The sequence below is a fragment of the Dactylosporangium siamense genome (genome assembly GCF_016862795.1).
Lineage (GTDB): Bacteria > Actinomycetota > Actinomycetes > Mycobacteriales > Micromonosporaceae > Dactylosporangium > Dactylosporangium siamense.
Map to the genome: position 1 here is coordinate 159,199 of NZ_BONQ01000071.1, position 20,365 is coordinate 179,563.

19 protein-coding genes, 3 tRNA genes and 2 pseudogenes are annotated in these 20,365 nt (G+C 70.5%); 11 read left to right on the forward strand and 13 right to left on the reverse strand.

What is annotated here, in order from left to right; genetic code table 11:
* Positions 1–53: 53 nt before the first annotated feature.
* Positions 54–869: an HAD family hydrolase gene (locus tag Dsi01nite_RS23140; RefSeq protein ID WP_203848311.1), complete on the forward strand. Its 816-nt coding sequence runs from the start codon at positions 54–56 to the stop codon at positions 867–869.
* A complete protein-coding gene (locus Dsi01nite_RS23145; RefSeq protein WP_203848312.1) occupies positions 866–1,687 on the forward strand; it encodes an HAD family hydrolase in 822 nt (273 codons plus the stop codon). Before Dsi01nite_RS23140 ends, Dsi01nite_RS23145 begins: the two co-directional genes overlap by 4 nt.
* Positions 1,688–2,286: 599 nt before the next feature.
* Here Dsi01nite_RS23145 and Dsi01nite_RS23150 read toward each other — a convergent pair.
* Positions 2,287–2,823: a bacterial proteasome activator family protein gene (locus tag Dsi01nite_RS23150; protein ID WP_203848313.1), complete on the reverse strand. Its 537-nt coding sequence runs from the start codon at positions 2,821–2,823 to the stop codon at positions 2,287–2,289.
* Between the two features lie 83 nt (positions 2,824–2,906).
* On the opposite strand from Dsi01nite_RS23150, the gene Dsi01nite_RS23155 reads away from it, so the two are divergent.
* The 3 genes from Dsi01nite_RS23155 to Dsi01nite_RS23165 all read left to right on the forward strand — a co-directional run bounded on the left by Dsi01nite_RS23155 (position 2,907) and on the right by Dsi01nite_RS23165 (position 7,286).
* Positions 2,907–3,725, forward strand: coding sequence for an alpha/beta hydrolase family protein (locus Dsi01nite_RS23155; protein ID WP_203848314.1), 819 nt, complete (start codon positions 2,907–2,909; stop codon positions 3,723–3,725).
* Between the two features lie 81 nt (positions 3,726–3,806).
* The gene (locus tag Dsi01nite_RS23160) at positions 3,807–5,012 is read left to right on the forward strand and encodes an ABC transporter substrate-binding protein (protein ID WP_203848315.1); all 1,206 of its coding nucleotides are present in this window, start codon (positions 3,807–3,809) and stop codon (positions 5,010–5,012) included.
* 1,014 nt (positions 5,013–6,026) lie between these two features.
* A complete protein-coding gene (locus tag Dsi01nite_RS23165; protein WP_373318816.1) occupies positions 6,027–7,286 on the forward strand; it encodes a peptidase MA family metallohydrolase in 1,260 nt (419 codons plus the stop codon).
* Between the two features lie 70 nt (positions 7,287–7,356).
* Here Dsi01nite_RS23165 and Dsi01nite_RS23170 read toward each other — a convergent pair whose 3' ends face one another.
* On the reverse strand, positions 7,357–7,605 hold the full coding sequence (locus Dsi01nite_RS23170) for a hypothetical protein (RefSeq protein WP_203848317.1): 249 nt from the start codon (positions 7,603–7,605) through the stop codon (positions 7,357–7,359).
* 44 nt (positions 7,606–7,649) lie between these two features.
* Positions 7,650–8,864, reverse strand: coding sequence for an ABC transporter substrate-binding protein (locus Dsi01nite_RS23175; RefSeq protein ID WP_239136108.1), 1,215 nt, complete (start codon positions 8,862–8,864; stop codon positions 7,650–7,652).
* 256 nt (positions 8,865–9,120) lie between these two features.
* Between Dsi01nite_RS23175 and Dsi01nite_RS23180 the strand changes: the two genes are divergently transcribed.
* Positions 9,121–9,558, forward strand: coding sequence for a hotdog fold thioesterase (locus tag Dsi01nite_RS23180; RefSeq protein ID WP_239136109.1), 438 nt, complete (start codon positions 9,121–9,123; stop codon positions 9,556–9,558).
* Positions 9,559–9,606: 48 nt separating this feature from the next.
* The gene (locus Dsi01nite_RS23185) at positions 9,607–9,999 is read left to right on the forward strand and encodes a hypothetical protein (RefSeq protein WP_239136110.1); all 393 of its coding nucleotides are present in this window, start codon (positions 9,607–9,609) and stop codon (positions 9,997–9,999) included.
* A gap of 1,263 nt (positions 10,000–11,262) precedes the next feature.
* Here Dsi01nite_RS23185 and Dsi01nite_RS23190 read toward each other — a convergent pair.
* Both Dsi01nite_RS23190 and Dsi01nite_RS23195 read right to left on the reverse strand, forming a co-directional pair.
* Positions 11,263–11,982 carry a hypothetical protein gene (locus tag Dsi01nite_RS23190; protein ID WP_203848319.1) on the reverse strand — a complete coding sequence of 240 codons (720 nt, stop codon included), beginning with the start codon at positions 11,980–11,982 and terminating at the stop codon, positions 11,263–11,265.
* 101 nt (positions 11,983–12,083) lie between these two features.
* Positions 12,084–12,275: a hypothetical protein gene (locus Dsi01nite_RS23195; RefSeq protein ID WP_203848320.1), complete on the reverse strand. Its 192-nt coding sequence runs from the start codon at positions 12,273–12,275 to the stop codon at positions 12,084–12,086.
* A 146-nt stretch (positions 12,276–12,421) separates the two neighbouring features.
* Here Dsi01nite_RS23195 and Dsi01nite_RS23200 point away from each other — a divergent pair, with 146 nt between their 5' ends.
* On the forward strand, positions 12,422–12,880 hold the full coding sequence (locus tag Dsi01nite_RS23200) for a hypothetical protein (protein WP_203848321.1): 459 nt from the start codon (positions 12,422–12,424) through the stop codon (positions 12,878–12,880).
* Between the two features lie 103 nt (positions 12,881–12,983).
* Here Dsi01nite_RS23200 and Dsi01nite_RS57450 read toward each other — a convergent pair.
* Positions 12,984–13,085: pseudogene (locus Dsi01nite_RS57450) on the reverse strand (helix-turn-helix domain-containing protein); the annotation flags it as partial.
* A gap of 6 nt (positions 13,086–13,091) precedes the next feature.
* Between Dsi01nite_RS57450 and Dsi01nite_RS58910 the strand changes: the two are divergent.
* Positions 13,092–13,439, forward strand: a complete 348-nt coding sequence (locus Dsi01nite_RS58910) for a hypothetical protein (protein WP_373318814.1) — start codon at positions 13,092–13,094, stop codon at positions 13,437–13,439.
* A 130-nt stretch (positions 13,440–13,569) separates the two neighbouring features.
* On the opposite strand, the gene Dsi01nite_RS23210 is transcribed toward Dsi01nite_RS58910, so the two are convergent.
* The 7 genes from Dsi01nite_RS23210 to crtI form a co-directional block, all read right to left on the reverse strand.
* Positions 13,570–13,643: transfer RNA gene (locus Dsi01nite_RS23210), tRNA-Phe, on the reverse strand.
* A gap of 13 nt (positions 13,644–13,656) precedes the next feature.
* A tRNA-Asp gene (locus tag Dsi01nite_RS23215) sits at positions 13,657–13,730 on the reverse strand.
* Positions 13,731–13,750: 20 nt separating this feature from the next.
* Positions 13,751–13,823: transfer RNA gene (locus Dsi01nite_RS23220), tRNA-Glu, on the reverse strand.
* 198 nt (positions 13,824–14,021) lie between these two features.
* On the reverse strand, positions 14,022–14,900 hold the full coding sequence (locus Dsi01nite_RS23225; protein ID WP_203848323.1) for a polysaccharide deacetylase family protein: 879 nt from the start codon (positions 14,898–14,900) through the stop codon (positions 14,022–14,024).
* 202 nt (positions 14,901–15,102) lie between these two features.
* Positions 15,103–15,996, reverse strand: a complete 894-nt coding sequence (locus Dsi01nite_RS23230) for a MerR family transcriptional regulator (RefSeq protein ID WP_203848324.1) — start codon at positions 15,994–15,996, stop codon at positions 15,103–15,105.
* The gene (gene idi / locus Dsi01nite_RS23235) at positions 15,993–16,529 is read right to left on the reverse strand and encodes an isopentenyl-diphosphate Delta-isomerase (RefSeq protein WP_203848325.1); all 537 of its coding nucleotides are present in this window, start codon (positions 16,527–16,529) and stop codon (positions 15,993–15,995) included. Before idi ends, Dsi01nite_RS23230 begins: the two co-directional genes overlap by 4 nt.
* Entirely contained in the window at positions 16,526–18,022 is a 1,497-nt protein-coding gene (gene crtI / locus Dsi01nite_RS23240; protein WP_203848326.1) for a phytoene desaturase family protein, read from the reverse strand. Before crtI ends, idi begins: the two co-directional genes overlap by 4 nt.
* Before the next feature lie 61 nt (positions 18,023–18,083).
* On the opposite strand from crtI, the pseudogene Dsi01nite_RS23245 reads away from it, so the two are divergent.
* Positions 18,084–18,974, forward strand: a pseudogene (locus Dsi01nite_RS23245) (phytoene/squalene synthase family protein); the annotation flags it as partial.
* Between the two features lie 119 nt (positions 18,975–19,093).
* Positions 19,094–20,365 carry a cryptochrome/photolyase family protein gene (locus tag Dsi01nite_RS23250; protein WP_203848328.1) on the forward strand — a complete coding sequence of 424 codons (1,272 nt, stop codon included), beginning with the start codon at positions 19,094–19,096 and terminating at the stop codon, positions 20,363–20,365.

The window sequence follows — 20,365 nt, forward strand, 5'->3', positions numbered from 1 at the left end:
CGGTGGATCGCGGAGGTACGGTTGCTGCCCCGCTGACGCGGAAGGAGCACCGAATGCGCAGTTTGCCCAAACTCATCGCGACGGACCTCGACGGCACGCTCGTCCACAGCGACGACACCGTGAGCGACTACACCCGTGCCGTCCTGGAACGGGTCAAGGCGGCCGGCATCCACATCGTGGGCGCCACCGGCCGCGGCCCCAGACTGACCGAGCTGGTCCGGTTCGACATCCCCGCCGCCGACTTCCTGGTCATGGGCGGCGGCAGCCGGGTCCTCGACATCCGCGACACCGACCACCCGGTGGTCCTGCGCGACGAGCGGCTCGCCGGCGACGCCCTCGCCGAGGTCCTCACCCGCCTCGAGCACGAGCTCGGCACCCTCTCCGTGCTGATCGAGGCCGGCGACCACCACGAGGCGCCGCTGTGGGGCGACGCCGACCCGCACTGGCGCTACCCAGACGTCGTCGAGGCCAGGGTCCGGGCCGAATGCCTCACCGGCCCCGTCCTCAAGGGCTTCGCCAGGCACCCCACCTGCGACGTCGACGAGCTGCTGGCCGTCGCCGAGCGCGTCATCCCGCCGGACCTGGCCACGATCACCCAGGCCGGCCTCGGCTACATCGAGATCTGCCCGCCCGGCGTCGACAAGGCCACCGGCCTGCGTTTCGTCGCGACGGCCCTCGGCATCGACCCCGGCGACGTCCTGGTCTTCGGCGACATGCCCAACGACGTGCCGATGTTCCGGTGGGCCGGGTTCGGCCGGGTCGCCGTCGCCAACGCCCATCCGGCCCTGAAGGCGCTCGCTGACGAGACGACGCTCACCAACGACGAAGACGGGGTCGCGACCTACCTCGAAGCTATGTTGAAGCTGTGACCCCTCGACTGGTGGCGACGGACCTCGACGGCACCCTTGTCGGCCGGGACCGCACGGTCAGCCCCCGCACGGTCGAGGTCCTGCACCGCCTCGACGCCGCCGGGATCGTGATCGTGCTGGTCACCGGCCGACCGATTCGCTGGCTGCATCCGGTGTACGACCAGCTGACGGTCCACCCGATCGCCATCTGCGCGAACGGGGCGGCGACCTACGACCCGGGCACCGACTCGATCGTCCACAGCACCCCGATCGAGCCGACCACCCTGGCCGAGGCCTGCGAACGCCTCCGCGCGAAGATCCCCGGCGTCGTCTTCGCCGTCGAGCGCGACGGCGGCCGTCAGATGCGCCACGAGGTCGAGTTTCCCGTCGGCCCCTGGGAGGTCAACCACGAGTCGGTCGGTCCGGTCTCCTACGCCGAGCTACTGACCCGCCCCGCGGCGAAACTCCTCGTCCGCGCCGGCGTCCAGCAGGCCGACGAGTTCACCGCGCTGGTCGGCGAGTGCCTCGACGGCCTGGCGGAAGCGACGAACTCCTCCTCCAGCGGCATGGTCGAGGTCTCCGCCGTCGGCGTCACGAAGGCGACGGCCCTGGCCAGGGTCGCCCGCGAGCACGCGGTCACGGCGCTCGAGGTGATCGCCTTCGGGGACATGCCGAACGACCTGGCGATGCTCACCTGGGCGGGCCGTGGCGTCGCCATGGCCAACGGCCACCCAGCGGTCCTGGCCGCGGCACACGACGTGACCACCGCGACCAACGAGGACGACGGCGTGGCCGCCTACCTGGAGCAGTACTTCCCGCTGTCTCCCGCCAGTCGCTAGCGCTGTTACCCGCCTGTCGCTGCGCGAAAGCTCGCCGCGCTGTTTCCCGCCGTTGGCTTCGCCAGAGCTCGCCGCCCCACCGCTGGCGCGGCGGGTCCCGCCGGGGGATGCTCACCCCGGACCCGCTGTTTCCCGCGTGTGGCTTCGCCAGAGCTCGCCGCCCCACCGCTGGCGCGGCGGGTCCCGCCGGGGGATTCTCACCCCGGACCCCCAATGCTCGCTGCGCTCACACAGCCGCGCGTGCCGCGCTGGCTGGGATCGCGCACACGCGCCCATCCGGTGGCCGGCCACCGTCGTCTGGATCGCACTTCGGCGTGGTGTGCCCTGCCGGTTCGGTCCTCGGATCGCCGTTTGTTCTGCGGCGGCTGGTTGGCGGTGGGTTTCGTGATCGAAGGACGGCGCTGGTCGTTTGTATGACCAGGTCCGTCCTTCGATCGCGCGACGTCGTCGGTGTCCGCACCGCGGCGCCAACCCGGTGTCCCGAGTGGCCTCAGCCGGCGTGGGCTGCAGCCGCTCTGGGCCGCAGCCACCGTGGACTGAGTCAGCCAGCGTTCCCGCCGGCCCGGGTAACGGCCGGACGGGTTACAACTGGCTCGGGGTCACAGGTATTGGCCGGTGCCGGTTGGGGTGGGCTGGCCGGGTTGGCCGGGGACGCTGCCCGGGCCGCCGGTGAGTGCCGGCCGGCCGCGCATCTGCTCGAGCTGGACCCGAGCTGCCATCTGCTGTGCGACGAGCGCCGCCTGGATGCCGTGGAACAGGCCCTCCAGCCAGCCGACCAGCTGTGCCTGGGCGATGCGCAGCTCGGCCTCGCTCGGGGTCGAACCGTCCTCGAACGGCAGGGACAGCCGCTCCAGCTCGTCGCGCAGCTCGGGGGCGAGCCCGTCCTCCAGCTCCAGGATCGAGCGGCGGTGGATCTCCTTGAGCCGGCTGCGGCCCGCCTCGTCGAGCGGGGCGGCCCGGACCTCTTCGAGCAGTTGCTTGATCATGCTGCCGATGCGCATGACCTTGGCTGGTTGCTCGATCAGCTTGCTCGGGTCCTCCGCGCCGTCCTCGTCGGTGGACATGGTGCCGAGCGGACGTCCGTCGGGCCCGACCACCAGCACGGTGCGCGACTCGTCCTGCGCCTCTTCTGCCATGGTTCCTAGTCTTGCCTACCCGTCGTGTGGACGACCACCAAGGGGCCCTGTTGCCACGCTTCGTGACGCGCTAACGTCGCCCCGTGACGAGTGATCCCCGTGAGGTGCTGAGCCGGCCTGCCCGACCCGCCGACTTCACCCTGCGCTACGGCGAGCACCCCGACCAGGTGGCCGACGTCCGGCTCGCGGCCGTGGCGGGTGCACCACTCGTGCTCTTCATTCACGGCGGGTTCTGGCGCAGCGAGTGGGACCGCACACACGTCGGCCCGCTCGCCGCGGATCTTGCCGACCGGGGTTACGCCGTCGCGACCGTCGAGTTCCGCCGCACCGGACAGCCTGGCGGCGGCTGGCCCGGCACGTTCTCCGACGTGGCGTCCGCCGCGGTTGCCGTGCCCGATCTGCTCGCCAAGGAGATCGCGCACCGGGGGCTGCGGCCCGTCTCGGTCGCCCCGCCGATCCTCGCCGGGCACTCGGCCGGTGGGCATCTCGCACTGTGGTACGCGGCGGTCGCCCCCGACGCGGTCGGCGGGGTCGTCGCCCTGGCGCCCGTCGCCGATCTTGCCCGGGCGCACGAGCTCCACCTCGACGACGGCGCCGTCGCGGACCTGCTCGGGGGGTCGCCGGACGAGGTCCCGGAGGCGTACGCGGCAGCGGATCCGATGCGTAACCTTCCGTCGAACGTCCGCACCGTCATCGTCCACGGCGGTGACGATCCGATCGTGCCGGTCGAGCTGTCCAGGACCTTCTGCCGGATGGCCCGCCGGGCCGGCGACGACACCACGCTGGTCGAGTTGGCCGGTGTGGAACACTTCGCTGTGATCGATCCGTTGTCGGCCGCCTGGCCCGCCGTCCTTGCCGCGTTCGGCACGGTGACCAGGGGTGAGGCCGAAGCTGACGATTGACTGTCCGCCGCGATGGCGGTAGAACGCAGCGTGGGTGTCGAGGTTTTCTCGCCGCCGCAGGGTGCTGGGGAGGAAAAGTACGTGTCCCACCTGAACCGCCGCCAGGCGCTCCGACTCTTCGCGGCCGCGGGCGTTGCAGGCGCGACCGCACCGTTACTCTCCGCATGCAGCGGCACCGGCAGCGACGGGTCCAACTCCACGCCGTCCGGTCCACCGGTCAAGATCGGCATGATCGTGCCGCTGACCGGGAGCCGCAAGGACCTCGGCAACGAGATGGACAACGGCTTCCAGCTGTATCTCAAGTTGCACGATTTCAAGCTCGGCAACCGCAAGGTCGAGCTGGTCAGGGTCGACGAGGGCGAGACGCCCGAGATCGGCAGGGCCGCCGCCGAGAAGCTGATCAAGGAGGACCGGGTCCTCGCGCTGACGGGCGTCGCGGCCGCCGCGTCGATGCTGGCCATCAAGGACGTCGTCGAGGCTGCGGCGGTCCCGCTGGTCGGGTCCAACGCGTCCCCGACCAGCCTGCAGAGCGCCAAGTACATCTGGCGCACCTCGTTCGTCGCCAACGAGCCCGGCCAGGCCCTGGGCAAGTGGGCGGCCGACAACGCCGGCGGTTCCCTCGCGATCGTCGCCGCCGACTATCCCGGCGATGACGACGAGGTCAACTCGTTCCTGGAAAACTTCAAGGGCGCCGGCGGCACCGTCAACGGCAACGGCGTCCGGTTCACGCCGTTCCAGCAGAAGGACTTCAGCCAGGTCCTCGGCCAGGTGAAGAACTCCGGCGCCACCGCGATGTTCGCCTTCTACGCCGGTGCCTCGGCGGTCGACTTCGTCAAGCAGTTCAAGGCGGCGAAGTTCCCGGCCGGCTTCAAGCTCATCGCGCCCGGCAGCCTCACCGAGGGCTACGTCCTCAAGCAGCAGGGCGCCGACGCCCAGGGCATCTACACCGCGATGAACTACTCACCGGACCTGGACAACGCGGCCAACCGCCGGTTCATCGCCGACTACCAGAAGGTCTTCGGCAGCATCCCGTCGACCTACGCGATGGCCTCCTACGACGCCGCCGCCGTGCTGGACAAGGCGATCGCCGACGCGAGCCAGCCGAACCTCGACTCGTTCTCGCTCAACGCCGCCATCGGCAAGCTCGGCCAGATCGACAGCCCGCGCGGCGGTTGGCAGTTCAGTCAGAACAGAACCCCACTGCAGCGTTGGTACCTGCGACAGGTGCGCATGGACGGCGCGCTGCTGTCCAACGTGCTGACCGCCGAGCTGACCACGCTGGGGTAGGGCGCGGCGGGCTCCGGGGCGAACTCTGGGCGGGGTCGACAAGGACAGGCGGCCTGGCGGAGGATGTGATTCCGCTCCTCGACGTCGGCAGGCAATGTGACCAACCCCGAACCGGCCGCAGCGGCGCCCTCCGCCGCCCCTTCGACTGACGCCGCACCTGTCGGCGTCGCCGCGACGCCGGACGCCGCGGTGGTGACTGAACCGGCGCCCGCCGCCCCGGCCCAGCCGCCTGTCATCCCGCCCCAGCCGGGCCCACCGGCTGCGGAAGCCTTGCCCGGGCAGGCGGCTCCACCCGCCCCGCCGCCTGCCGTGCCCCCGTCCGCCGCGCCACCCCAGGCCGCGCCACCGCAGGCCGTATCGGCCCAGGCCGCGCCGCCTCAAACCGCGCTGCCCCAGGCCGCGCCACCGTCCGCCGTTCCACCCCAGGCCGTTCCACCGCAGGCCGGGCCACCGCAGGCCGGGCCACCGCAGGCCGGGCCACCGCAGGCCGGGCCACCGCAGGCCGGGCTGCCGCAGGCCGTGCCAGCCCAAGCCGTGCCGGCCCAGGTCGCGCCGGCCCAGGTCGCGCCCGGCCAAGGGGTGCCGCCGCAGTTCGTGCCACGGCAGCGGACGCCGCTGCAGGGGCCGCCGCTGCAGGGGCCGCCGCAGCAATACGGTGCGCCGCCGCCATTCGCCGCGCCGCCGCAGCTTGCCGGACCGCCGCTGGTTGTCGGGCCACCGCAGTTCGGGCCGGTGCAGTCCGGGCCGGCGCCGCAGGTAACAACTCCGCCGCAGTTCGGGCCACCACAGCAGCACGGGTTCCCCGCGCCGTCGCAGATCGGACCTCCGCACGTCGGAGTGCCGGCGCAGTTCGGGGTGCCACAGGGGTTTGCGGCGCAGGTGGGGGCGCCACCCGTACACCATCAAATGCCGCAGACGCATCCCGGCTATGCCTATGGGTGGCCGCCGCAACTGCCGCCGCAACCACGTCGCAGCTTCCTCTGGCCGGTCCTGACCACCCTTCTGGTGGTGAGCATGGTCCTCGCCCTCGGCGGGGCCGCAGCGGCCACCTGGGCCCTGCGCGGCGGGGGCGGCGGTGAGACCGATGTGGCCTCCTCGACGTGGGTCGACATGCGGACCGGGGTCGGCGTCAAGGCGATCGAGGAACTGCTGGAGCGGCGCACGCAGGCGATCAAGAAGAAGGATCTCAACGCCTGGATGGCGGACGTCGAACAGAGCGACGCGGCGTTCACGAAGCGGCAGAAGCAGCTGTACGACAACCTGGTCAAGATGCCGTTCTCGGACATCAGCTTCGACCGGACCAGGCTGCCCGCGCGGCAGCTGGCGAAGTTCCTGCCGACGCAGCTGTTCGACCGGTACCACGCAGCCGTGCACGTCGAAGCGGTCACCATCCGGCACCGGATCGAGGGCGTGGACAGCAAGACGGTCGCGATCCCCTGGATGCCCGTCGTGGCGCTGGTGAAGGGGAAGTGGCGCATCGTCGGCGACGCGGCCGGCAAGGACATGCCGCTCGGCGCCAACGGTCAGCCGTGGGACTCGACCGGGCCGGTCGCGGTGCTGCGCAACGACCGCGTCATCGCCGTGGTCTCGGTCGACGACGCCGAGCGGGGCCGTAGCCTACTGCAGCTGGCCGAGACGAGCCTCAAGCAGGTCGTGGAGGTGCGCCCGACCGGCTGGGACGGCAAGGTGCTGTTCACCGCCGTGCAGGACAAGCGGATCTTCGACACGTACTTCGCCGAGTCGCAGGAGCGGGTCGCGCAGGTGGCGGCGATCGCGGTGCCGTACTACAACCAGGTCGGTGACTGGGCGACGTCGCCGGCGTACAGCTCGACGCGGGTGGTGTTCAACCCGACGCAGCTGACGGCGCAGCCCGACGAGCTCGCCCACGACCTCACGCACGAGTTCGCGCACGCCGCCATGGGCCCGGTGACGACCGCCCGGACGCCACGGTGGGTGGTGGAGGGGTTCGCGGAGTACGTCGCGTACAAGAAGGACAAGGTGCGTGCCAACGGCATCCGCAACGCGCTGGGCGATCTCGTGATCTCGACCCTGCCGACCGACGAGCAGTTCTACGCGGAGCCGCGCAACTACATCGCCAGCTGGCTGGCCAACCGGATGATCGCGGAGAAGTACGGGGAGGCCAAGCTGATCGCGTTCTACGAGGCGTTCCAGAACGTCTCGGAGGTCGAGTCCGCGGCCCGCTCGGTGCTGGGCATCGGCGTGAGCGCGCTCGAGCAGCAGTGGCGGGACTATGTAGCACAGCAGCGCGGCTGAGGGTTCCCCCTCCGCCGCGCTGCTCGGTTACTGCTGTGCCGGTTGCTGCTGTATCGGTCTTCTGTATCGGTCAGACCGCTGCGGGCGGGAGGCCGCCGTCGCCGTCCACGACCTGCTCCGGCGTGCCGTCCTCATCGATGTCACTCATCGTGATGTCGACCTTGCCGTCGCCGTTGGTGTCGAACTGGAACACGTCGGCCTTGCCGTCCCCGTCCGTGTCGATCGCCCAGAGGTCGGGCTTGCCGTCGTTGTTCGTGTCGCCGACAAGGAGCTCGATGCGCTGGTCGCCACGCGTCTCGACGGTCTCGTTCTCGCTCATGCTGGTCCTCTCACGTCAATCGGGCTTCACTCGGAACCGTGCTGCTAGGCCGCTGGAGCCTTTATGCCCGCGGCGACCAGAGCTTTAATCACCAGCGCCGACTCGTCGAAGCCCACCAGCAGGATCGCGGTCGCCTCGAAGGTCTTGACCTGACCCGCGATCGGCGTGAACAGCTTCGCCGCGTCGGCCTTCGGGTCGTAGTTGTCCTTCGCCTCGTACTTGAGGACCTGCATGTTGCCGGCCTTGATACCGGCGGCGATGAGGTCGGTGCGGACCCCTTCGGCCAGGCCGCTGCCGTACGAGTCGTCCCGGGCGATGATCGCGACCTTGGTGTGCCCGTCCCGCATGATGATGTCGGCGATCGCCTTGGCCTGCAGCATGTCGGGCGGCGAGGTGCGGAAGAACAGCCCCTTGTCGTCGAACTTCGTCAGCTCGTCCGACGTCGCCGACGGCGAGATCATCACCTTGCCGGCCTGCGCGACCCGCGGGATGACCGCCTTGCTCACCCCCGACGCACCGGCGCCGATGATCACCTGAACGTTCGAGGTGAGGAACCGCTCGACCGTCGCCTTGGCAACGTCAGGGTTGGTGCCGTCGTCGCCCTCCTCGACCAGCACCTGCTGGCCCAGCACGCCGCCGGCCTCGTTGATCTCCTTGACCGCCAGCTTGGCCGCGGCGAACATCGGCGGGCCCTGGAACGCCAGCGCGCCGGTCTTCGGCAGCAGCAGGCCGAACTTCAGCGCCGGCCCCTTCCCGCCGCCCTTGTTGCCGTTGGCGGGCGGCGCCGCGGCCTTGTTCTCGGTCTTCTCGTCGCCGGCGCCGACGAACTCGGTCTTCGCGTCGTCGATGGTGTTGTTACGACCGAAGTTGAGCACGCCATACATGGCGGAGGACGGCTCGCCGGCATCGGTGAAGCCACTGCGTCGCAGTGAGATCCCGCGGTACTTGAAATCCTTGCCGGACTTGGCTGCCAGCAGGCACGCGGCGATCGTGTCGCACACGTTTTCGCCGGTGGTCACGCCGATCAGCTGCTTGGCGATCGATGCGGACTCGACCGACTTGCCGGCCTCGGCGGCCAGCGCGGCCACCACGACCGCGTCATACGACTCGCCCGCGTAGTTGAAGTCCGTCAGGCCGGAGTCGATGGACTTGACCCGGCGCTTGAAGTCGTCGCTGAGCGGGGTCAGCGGGGTCGTGCCCTTCATCCCGGCGAGCACCGCCGGTGAATCCTTGAGCGCCTCACCGAACGAGTTGGCCATGTTGCCATCTGAGCCATAGAAGTGAATGTCACTCTTTGTCTCAGTGTCGCCGTTACTCTGCGCGGTTGAACCGCAGCCGGACGCGGTGAGCAACAGACCAATCGCGGTGATTGCTCCCACGATGGCTTTGGCCGACCGTGCGCGCATGAGTGTTTCTCCTCCCCAAAGGTGCCGTGCGCACCATAGCGCGGTCCGGCCACGGACTTAAGTGGGGAGGTGGCCGCCGCGGGCGTACCACCCGGTAACCTCTAGCGGCATGGAGGACACTGGCGTCACCGAGAGTGATTCCCTGCCCGACGGCATGTCGATGCACGGCACGCTGGCCGAGCGCATGGGTATCAACCTGCTGGAAGCGGCACCCGAGCGGGTCGTCGGCACGATGCCCGTCGCCGGCAACACCCAGCCCTACGGACTGCTGCACGGTGGCGCCTCGGTCGTCCTCGCCGAGACCCTCGGCTCGATCGGCGCGGCCCTCCACGCGGCCCGCCTCTTCAACGGCATCGCGGTCGGCATCGAGGTCAACGCCACCCACCACAAGGCGGCCCGCGCCGGTCTCGTCACCGGGGTCGCGACACCGCTGCGCCTCGGCGGGATGATCGCCTCGTACGAGATCGCCATCACCGACGAAACCGGCGACCGCATCTGCACGGCCCGGTTGACCTGCGCACTCCGCCGATCGTCGGGCGGGTCGTAGTCCACGGTTTCGCCCGCGTGGCTTGACTGAGGCGCATACGGTGTCGGCGTGGATGAGCCCGGAGACGAGACCTACCAGGACGCCGCCATGGTCCTGGAGTCTGCCCTAGCGGGCGACGGTGAAGGCGTTGTCCACACCTTCGACGCGGTGGTCGACCGGCGCGGGATGAGCGCCGCCTACGACGTCGCATGGCGCCTCGCCGGTGAGATGGTCGGCGAGAACCTCGCCCGCGGACCCTGGCGCCTGGAGTTCCCCGACATCGACGACGCCAACTACGACAAGCGCTGGGTCGCCCGATTTGTCAGCGCCTACGTGAACGAGGACATCCCCAGCGGCACGGCGCTGTTCACCGTCGCGCTGGTCGACGGCAAGCTCCCCGACTGCCTGATGACGCTTGCCGGCTCGGCCGTCGCTACACTCCGCCGCCGCGGCGCCGCTTAGTGCAATCTCGCACTTGCAGAATCGCATTGAGTGCGGCAAGGTTGTGCATACGTCGTTACCGAGCGTCGCAGCGCCCGAACCCCTGACCGTGTGTCGTACTGAGGGGTCCGCGCGGTCGGGTGAACGGGCGGGCGCTCGCCTAGCCAACTGGCCTTGGTGACCCCGGGCGCCCGCCCCCTTTTCTCGATTCCTCGAGGGGGCCGCCGATGCCGACCGAACCCAGCCCACGCCACACGGATCACGCCGCGCGAATGCCGACCGGCGTGAGCACGTTGCGCTCCTCCCAGATCGCCGCGGAACGGGTCGCGCCTGACTGGATTGCCGCGGACCCGGTCGTTGCTGACCGGGGCGTCGCTGACCGGGCCAGGCCCGACTGGATCACCGCGGACCAGGTTGTCGCTGACCGGGTCGCACCTGGCTGGATTACCGCGAACCAGGACGTCACTGACCGGGTCGCGTCCGACTGGATCACCGCGGACCGGGGCGTCGCTGATCAGACCAAGTCTGACTGGATTGCCGCGGAGCGGGTCACGCCTGACTGGATTGCCGGGGACCAGGTCGTTGCTGACCGGGGCGTCGCTGATCAGACCAAGCCTGACTGGATTGCCGCGGAGCGGGTCACGTCCGACTGGATCACCGCGGACCGAGGCATCGCTGAACAGACCAGGCCCGACTGGATTGCCGCGGAGCGGGTCGCGCCTGACTGGATTGCCGGGGACCGGATTGCCGCGGACCGGGCCGTCGCTGACCAGATCGCTGCGGACCGGGCCGTTGCTGACCGGGTCGTCGCGGACCAGATCGCGGCCGCGAACCACGCCGTGGCCGTCCACGTCGAGTCGGCCACCAGCGACCGCTGCTCGGCTTGTGCCCAGCCGATGCCGTGCGCATTCCGCCGCGCCGCCGAGGGGACCCTGCGCACCTACGGCCGACTGCCTCGCCGCCAGCCAGGCGTCACGCTCCGCTCCTCCGGTGTCGCCTTCGGACCCCGACCGGCGCATGCATCCACCGGCCATCAGCCATCTACCGCCCGTCAGTCAGCCACCGGTCCTCAGCCATCCGTCGGCCGTCAGCAACCCGCCTTTCCCCAGCCGCCCACCGCCCGTCAGTCAGCCACGGCTCCTCAGCTGGCCACGGCTCCTCAGCTGGCCACGGATCCTCAGTCGGCCACCGCTCCTCAGTCGTCAACGCGTCGCCGCAGGTCGCTCGGCGCGGCCTTCGGCTGGTTCACCGCGGGAGGGCGCGGTGGACCGCCCGGCACGCCCGTCAGTCAGTCCTCTCCGGCACCTCCTCCAGCGCCGCCCGCACCGGCGAGCCACCCGGCACCCGCACCGGTGGTCCCTCGGACGGCCCACCCCGCACCACGGCCGACACCTCCTCAGGCGACCCACGCGGCGCCTCCGCCGGTGCCCCCTCAGGCTCGCCGGCAGGCACACCTTCCGGCACACCGTCCGTGGACAGCACCGCAGCCGGAGCAGGCCGGACCTCACCAAGGATCTGCAGCCGCTGGCGGATCGCACCATCCGTCCGTCCCAGCTCAACGGTCAGAGTCTTGATGGTGGCGCCCTCGCGGAAACGTCGCACCAGCAGCTCGAGATCGGCCGGCTCCCACGGCTGGCCGGACTTCGGCGCCGCCGGTCGGGGGTCCCGCGCCGAGCGGTCATATGGCAGCCATTCACCCGAGGACGGCGGGCCCAGCGGCGGAGAACCCAGCGGTGAGCCCGGCGGTGGTGAGCCGCCACCTCGGAAGCCGGCGAGCGCGGACGCGAGCAACTGCCCGACGTCGGTCGCATCGCCGACCGGCAGCTCGACCACCAGCTCCGTGAAGACATAGCCCGAATCCCAGCCGACCAGCCGCAGCCCGACGAAGCCCGAACCGTCGTCGAACGCGGTCACGTCATAACTGCGATGGTCGAGCATCAGGCGGCGCCGGACGTCCGTGCCGCGGGTCGGGTGGTCGTCGAAATCCCAGTCGAAGGTGTTCATGCCCGCACGCTACGACCAGGGTCCGACAGTTCCCGAGGCCCGTAGTCCTCCGGTCACGCGACGTGGCCGAAGCTCAGACGTGACGGCGACATCCAGGCAGTTCACTCTCTGCGAATGTCGAGCTGGAACTGGAAGGGCCGATCGGCGCTCAGGCTCTCGCCGAGACGGTCGGTGTGCAGCCGGATGTTCACCGCTTCGTAGCCGAGCAGGCCTGCGGCTGAGGCGGATGTGTCCAGCTGATTGGCGATGCGGCGAGAGAGGCGCTGGTCGCGCGAACTTGGCGCGGGAGTCACCAGCAGGCTTCCATCGACCAGTTCGATCCGATTCGGGGTCTCGCCCAGCGCGAGGTAGTCCAGGGTCCGGCGTGCTCCATCGTTGCCACGCTCAGGTCTGGACCACCTCCCGGGACACTGCGGCTGCTGTGCACCAGCGTCTCACGATGAATCGCCTGACCAGACGCGTCGACGACCCTCAGCTGCCGGACCCCGACCGCATACTGTGCGTCATGGCAGCTGGATGGCACCCGGAGACCGGGCCAGAAGACTTCCTTGCAGCGACCGTCAACGAGGCGTGCCTTGTGCGGGACGCGGACGGGAGCCAGGCAACCTACGAGGCGGGTATCGGGTTCCTGGGCACGACCATGAGTGCATTGTCCGAGACGCCTGAAGGCGAGTACGCCGCCGAAGTGCTGGCGGCTCTCTATCTCATCTGGGGAGCGCTGACAGATGAGATGGACGCTCCAGGCAGGGGTTCACCGGAGCAGGACGCCGCAGCGGTTCGCCACATGAAACAGGCAGCCGCCGAGTGGCTGGCGGCCGTGGAGACGCGGCACGACAGAGCCGCCTACCTCGAGCGCTGGGTCTACGACGAGTGCGGTAACGAGCGGAAACCGTCCTGAATCAAACGCGTCTGCGTAGATGGCGCGAACGCCGAGCCAACGCGTCTCGCGCCGTATTCAGCCGCTCCGACATGTTCGCCGCCGTTGCTGCACGACGCTGCGATCAGGCGATAGCGGTGATGTCGCCGTTGTCGAAGTAGATGGCCTGGTGGAGGCGACCGCCCAGAGCGACGGCGTAGCGGGCGAGGACCTCTTGACCCGAGACGTCCACATGTGGATCTATGCCAGCGACGAGCCCGGTGGTTACCGGATTCCCGATGTGCCAGAGGAAGTGTCGGAAGCCGCCGGGCCCGAGGTTGCCCGGACGAAGCTATGGGGCTCCGAAGCCGCTCATGGCCTCTGCGCGACGTTCTTGCCGCACCTTGCGGAGCGTGACCTTCGGGTGCAGCCGGACGATGTCGAGGCGTTCGCCACGGAGTGTGCGGTGCTGATGGTCAATCTTGCCGTGTTGTCCGCGGCCTCAGGCTACGACGAAGACCGCATCCGGGGGTACTTGAGGAACTTCATCAGCGCGGCGGATCGCGCACGTGAGGCCGGCGGAGGTGTCCTGATCTGGTGACGTCGACCGTCCGCCGTCGAGGAGGGCGGCCGTTGTTACATGACGATCTTCATGACAGGCAGTCGACAACAAAGACCCCGACCCGCGTTTCCGCTGGTCGGGGTCTCATAAAGCCCGGCGAAGAGCTTTGTGGGCAGGGGCGGGGTCGAACCGCCGACCTTCCGCTTTTCAGGCGGACGCTCGTACCGACTGAGCTACCTGCCCAAGATGGGCCTTGCGGTCCTGACGGGACTTGAACCCGCGACCTCCGCCTTGACAGGGCGGCGAGCACTCCAACTGCTCCACAGGACCTTGCACTTACCAGTACTACGTACCCCCAACGGGATTCGAACCCGTGCTACCGCCTTGAAAGGGCGGCGTCCTGGGCCGCTAGACGATGAGGGCGGCCCCGCAATTATCGCATACTCTACGACTCGTGCGGTGTTGCTCCCATCCGGCCCCGCCGGAGGCTTTCAGAGCATACTTGACCCCTTCCGCGATCGCCAAATGGGTATCCATCGTGGTGTCGCAACACCCCTGAAGAGGTGTCGCAACACCCCTGAAGAGGTGTCGCAACACCCCCGAAGAGGTGTCGCACCAGCGCTAGAGAGGCAGTGCGACCAGCGTGTACTGCTGCTTCAGCTCCGGCAGGAGGGTCTTGTAGGCGGCCAGGGTGGCGCTGCGGTCGCCGCCGCCGTCGTGGGAAAGGATGACGGCGCCGGGCTTCGTGTTGTTCCTCACCGTGGTGATGATGTGCTGGGTCATCTGGTTGCCGGACCACTTCTTCGTGTTCCAGTCGGACGGGTCGACGGTCCAGCCGACCGAGGTCATGCCCAGTTCCGTGGCGATCTGCACCGCCGCGGGGGTGAAGTTGCCGCCGGGGTGGCGGAAGTACTTGATCTGCGCGTCGGGGACGACCTTGCGGATCTCGTCGTTGGTGCGCTGGAGGTCGGCGCGGATGGTGTCGGCGGACTTCTTGCCGAGCTTCTCGTCGTGCTTCCAGGTGTGGTTGCACAGGGTGTGACCGTCCTTGACGATCTCCTGCAGGTACTGCGGGAACTCCTGGACGGCGACGCCGACCACGCAGAACGTGGCCTTGATGTTGTGCTGGCGCAGCATGGCGAGCAGCTTCGGGGTGTCGGCGCTGGGGCCGTCGTCGAAGGTCAGGGCGACCTGCGCGCCGCCGGTCTGTCGCATGATGCCGTCCTTCGGAGCGGCGGCGGGCGATGCCGATGCCGACGCGGACGGCGACGTGGACGGCGAGGCGGAGGCGGAGGCGGAAGCGCTGGGCTTGCCGGCCGCCGCCTGGGCGGTGGCGTCGCTGATCGGGTGGGCCTGGGTGCCGCCGCCCGCGCCGCCGGCCGAGCCGGACTGGGCGGGAGACCCGTGCCACGCCGCCGAGGGCGCATCGGTGCCGCAGCCGGCGAGGGCCAGGACGGCGGCGCTGATCAGCGCTCCTAGGACGAGGCGGGTGCGGGTCATCGAGAACTCCGAGGGGTCGGTGGTCGGTGAATGGCGTGCGTTGTGAAGGCACACGCTAATGACAGGACGCACCGGGTGACCTCCTGCGTTCAGGCCATGGCACGAACCCGGGAGTACCTCGACAAGGGACTTTTACGCAGATGAGTAGTGATGCTTTTCAGGTGGGTGTCTCCGAGAAAGGCGGATAACCCGGAAAAGCCGATCAGGCAATCGCCGCGGTGAGCAGGACCAATGCCTCGGTCAACGTCGCGGGCTGGGACACCCCGGCGGGCAGCGCGGCGGCGTCCCAGCCGGGGCCGGCGGCGGCGACGACGATGGGGCGGCGCGGCGCGGCGAGGACCGGCTCGAGCTGGCCCGGGTCGCCGGTCGTGCTCAGCTGCGACCAGACCAGCACGGCCGCCGGGCCGGTGCGGCGCACGGCGGTGGCGAGCGCGGCCGGGGGGACCCGGGCGCCGAGCATGCGGGTCGGGACGCCCGAAGCGGCCAGGGCCGCGCCGACCGCCTCCAGGGGAAGGCTGTGCTGCTCCTCGTCGGCGCAGGCGAGCAGGATCTGCGCGGGGATGGTCGGCACGGGGCGGGGGACCGCGCCGAAGACGGCCGAGACGCAGCCGGAGAGGAGGTGCTCGACCTCGACGAGCGCGCCGGTGAGCGCGTGCCGGTGGCCGATCGCGGCGAGCACCGGGCGCAGCACCTCGTCCCAGGCCACGACGACGCCGAGGTCGTGCACGGCCGCGGCGACGCGCTGCCGGACGGCCGGAGCGTCGAGCCGCGCGGCCGCGCGGTGCAGGCCACGCGCCGCCGCGACCAGATCCGGTGAGGAAGGCGCGATGGATGGCACAGGGGACGGCAGCGCCGGCAGCGCGGAGGCGGACGACAGGGCCCACCGGGCCGCCTCGCTCGGTGCGACGCCCTCGACGATCAGGCGCTGCATCACCTCGAGGCGTTCGATGTCCTGCTCGGTGTACCGGCGGTGGTGTCCGGGCTCGTGCAGGGACGGGCCCATCCCGTACCGCTGATGCCAGGTCCGCAGCGTGGTCACGGCGACGCCGAGCCGCCGGGCCACCGCGCCCGCCGAATACGCCGCCGCGGCCGTCATGCCGTGGAGCCCCGCCAGGCGGACACGACGCCGGCCAGCCACGGTGCGTACAGGTCAGGGGACTGCGACAGCCGCGAAGCGAGTTCGTCCCCGGCGATCCACTCCAGCGCGGCGACCTCGTCCGGATCGACGGAAAAGTCCGAGATGTCACTGGCGGAGCCGACCAGCACATGGTCGTACTCGAACTCGACCCGCCCGGAAGACGGGTCGGCGGCCTGATAGACGTACACCCCGACCTCGTGCAACGGCACGGTCCTGACGCCGAGCTCTTCGGCCAGCCGGCGTTGCGCCGCGTCCGTGACCTTCTCGCCGGGCGTCGGGTGGCCGCAGCACGCGTTGGCCCAGCGCAGCGCGAACCTCGTCTTCACGGCGGCGCGCTGCTGCAGCAGGAACCGGCCGTCCTTGTCGACGAGGACGACGGAGAAGGCGCGGTGCAGCAGGCCGGGAGCGCGGTGCGCCGCGTCCACGGTGGCCGACCCGACGGCCCCACCACCCGAGTCGACCAGCTCCACCAGATGCGATTCGCGGCTCACGACACCACTCCCGTAATGCGCTCGGCGGCAAGGCGTCCGGAGATCAGGACCATCGGCACGCCGACCCCCGGTTGGGTCCCCGAACCGACGAAGACCACATTGGACAGTGTGGGGTGGAGGTTGCCCGGCCGGAAGGGTCCGGTCTGGCGCAGCGTATGCGCCGAGGCGAATGGCGTGCCGGCGGCCATGCCCTGATCGGCCCAGTCGGCGGGCGTGACGAAGCGGGAGACCTCGACGGCGTCGCCGAAGCCGACGTAGCCGCGCTGCTCAAGGGTGTCGATGAGCTCGCTGCGGTAGGTGCCGCTCAGGGAGCCGCGCCAGTCCAGCAACGGCGCGGTGAGGTTGGGGGTCGGCGCGAGCACGTAATACGTCTGCCGGCCGTCCGGCGCGAGGGACGGGTCGGTGCGCGTCGGGTTGGTGACCAGCAGGGACGGGTCAGTCATCAGCCGGCCCTGGTTGATGACCTCGTCGAAGGTCTCCCGCCAGGCCCGGCCGAAGTGGATGTTGTGGTGGGCGATCGCACCGTACGACTGCCGCGACCCGACGTGCAGCACCACACACGACGGTGAGTATCGCAGCCTGCCCAGCAACGGGTTGCGCCACCGGGTGGGCGGCAGCAGGTCCCGGTACGCCACCGGCAGATCCGGGTTGAGCACGACGGTGTCGGCCGCGAACCGGCGCCCGTCGGCGCACACCACGCCGGTGGCCCGCTCGCCGACAACAGACACGGAGGAAACGGCAGCGCCGTAGTGGATGGTCACGCCGTGCTTGGTCGCGACGTCGGCGAGGGCGCGGGAGACCGCGTGGATGCCGCCCTTGGGGAAGTAGACCCCGGCGACGGAGTCGAGGTAGGCGATCACCGCGTAGAGGGCGAGCGCCTGGTGCGGGGCGACCCCCGCGTACATCGCCTGGAAGGAGAAGATCCGCCGGGTCCGGGGGTCGGCGAAGTAGCTGTTGACCTTGGACTGGAGCCGGCCGAAGCCGCCGCGGACGAGCAGCCGCCAGAGGTTGGCGGTGACGAGGTCCTGCGGGCGGTCGAGGTTGCGGTCGATGAAGTCGTCGCGCTCCAGCCGCCACAGCTCCCGCGCGTCGTCGACGAAGCGCAGGTAGCCGTCGGCCTCGCGGGCGCCGCAGACCCGGGCGACCTCGCCGGCCATCCGGGCGGTGTCGGCGATGACGTCGAGCGTGGAGCCGTCGGGGAAGTGCGCGCGATAGGCCGGGTCGAGCCGGGTCATCGGCAGCCAGCCGGCGAGATCCTCGCCGACGGTGCCGAGCAGGTCCTCCAGCAGCGACGGCATCGTCAGCACGGTCGGCCCGGTGTCGAACTCGTAGCCGTCCAGCGAGAGTTTTCCGGCCCGGCCGCCGGGGTAGTCCTCCCGCTCCAGGACGGTGACCTCGCGCCCGGCGGCGGCGAGCCGGATCGCCGTGGCGAGCCCGCCGAGACCCGCACCGACCACGACCACCCGATCGGTCGGTCCTTTCACTACCCGCATTTTTCCAGGGTAGCGTAGGCTCGGCATTGCGTCGATTGGTGCGTCGATTAACGGAGGCAGCATGGACCTGACCGCCGCCTACGAGCGGTGCCGCGCGCTGCACCGCCACCACGGCCGGACCTACTACCTGGCGACCAGGCTGCTGCCCGCCTGGAAGCGCCGGCACGTGCACGCGCTCTACGGGTTCACCCGCTACGCGGACGAGATCGTCGACCGCACCGGGGCGCTGACCCCGCGGGAACGCGCGAGCGAGCTCGAGGCCTGGGCGGACCGGTTCGTGCTCGGGCTCTCCGGCGTGCCGACCGACGACCCGCTGCTGCCCGCGGTCCTGCACACCATCCAGGTGTTCGACATCGACCTGGAGGACTTCCGCAAGTTCCTCGACAGCATGGCGATGGACCTCACCGTCACCGACTACGAGACCTACGCCGACCTGCTCGACTACATGGAGGGCTCGGCCGCGGTGATCGGCACGATGATGCTGCCGATCCTCGAGTCGTCCGACCGGGCCGCCGCCCGCGAGCCCGCCCGCCAGCTCGGCCTCGCCTTCCAGCTCACGAACTTCATCCGGGACGTGGCCGAGGACCTGGAGCGGGGCCGGGTCTATCTGCCGGCCGAGGACCTGCGCCGGTTCGGGGTCACCCGCGAGGACCTCGAGCACGCCGCACGTGAGCGCCGCAGCAGTCAGAAGATCAAGAGCCTCATGGTGTACGAGGTGCAGCGCGCACGGGCGCACTACGTGGCCGCCGCGGTCGGGATCCCGATGCTCGCGCCGAGCTCGCAGGCCTGCATGCGGGCTGCGTTCCGGCTCTACGGCGGCATCCTCGACGAGGTCGAGGCGCAGGACCACGACGTCTTCGTCCGCCGTGCGACGGTGCCGAAGGTGCGCCGCATCCTCGTCGCGCTGCGCTGCCTGCTGACCCGTCCCGGCGCGCCGGTGCCGATCCCGGGCACCCCGGCGGACGTGTTCGACGGGCTGCCCGCGATCCCGCCCGTCGCCGTGCCGCACCCCCGCGAGCCCGCCGCGGACCTGCACCTCCCACCGGTGCTGGACCTGCGCGGCAGCACGGCATGAAGGTCGCCGTCGTCCTGTTCACCCGCGACCTGCGGGTGCACGACAATCCCGCGCTGTCGGCGGCCGCCCGGGCGGCCGAGCGGGTCGTCCCGCTGTTCGTGCACGACCCGGCGCTGCCCGCCGGCGACAACCGGCGCCGGTTCCTCTTAGAGTGCCTCACCGACCTGAAGGCGTCCCTGCGGCAGCGCGGCGCCGACCTGGTCGAGCTGCGCGGCGACCCGGCCACCGAGGCGGTGCGGGTGGCGAAGGCCGTCGGTGCGGAGGGCATCGGCGTCGCCGCCGACGTCAGCGGCTATGCCCGCGACCGGGAGCGCCGCCTGGAGCGGGCCTGCGCCGACGAGCGCATCGCGCTCAAGACGTTTCCCGGCGTCACGGTCGTGCCGCCGGGCGCGGTCCGGCCCGGGAGCGGCGGTGGCGAGCACTACAAGGTCTTCACCCCCTACTGGCGGGCCTGGCAGGCGCAGCGGTGGCGGGACGTCGAGGGCGCGCCGCGCAAGCTGCGGCTGCCCGACGACCTGCCGGCGTCCTGGTTCAAGGACCGGCCGGCGCCGACCGGCGGCGAGTCCGCGGCCCGGCGCCGGCTCACCGCGTGGCTGCCGCAGCTGGAGGGCTACGAGGACAACCACGACGCGATGGCGGCCGACAAGACGTCCCGGCTGAGCCCGTATCTGCACTTCGGTTGCCTGTCCCCGCGGGAGGTCGCGGCGCGGGTCGACGGCCACCCCGGCGCCGAGCCGTTCGTGCGGCAGCTGTGCTGGCGCGACTTCTACCACCAGGTCCTGTTCGCGTTCCCCGACCTGCGGCGCAAGGCATACCGGGCGTCGGCGGAGGAGCACTGGCGGGACGAGTCCGACGCGCTGCAGGCGTGGCGCGAGGGCCACACGGGCGTGCCGATCGTCGACGCCGGCATGCGGCAGCTGCTCGCCGAGGGCTGGATGCACAACCGGGCCCGGCTGATCACCGCCTCCTACCTGACCAAGCACCTGAACGTCGACTGGCGGGCCGGCGGCGACCACTTCTTCGACCTGCTGCTCGACGGGGACGTCGCCAACAACTACGGCAACTGGCAGTGGGTGGCCGGCACGGGCAACGACACCAAGCCGTATCGCCGGTTCAACCCGATCCGGCAGGCCCACCGGTTCGACCCGGTGGGCGACTACGTCCGCCGCTACGTGCCGGAGCTGGCCGATGTCGAGGGCAAGGCCGTGCACGAGCCGTGGAACCTGCCGGAGCCGCCGCCCGGCTACCCGGCGCCGCTGAAGCTCTAG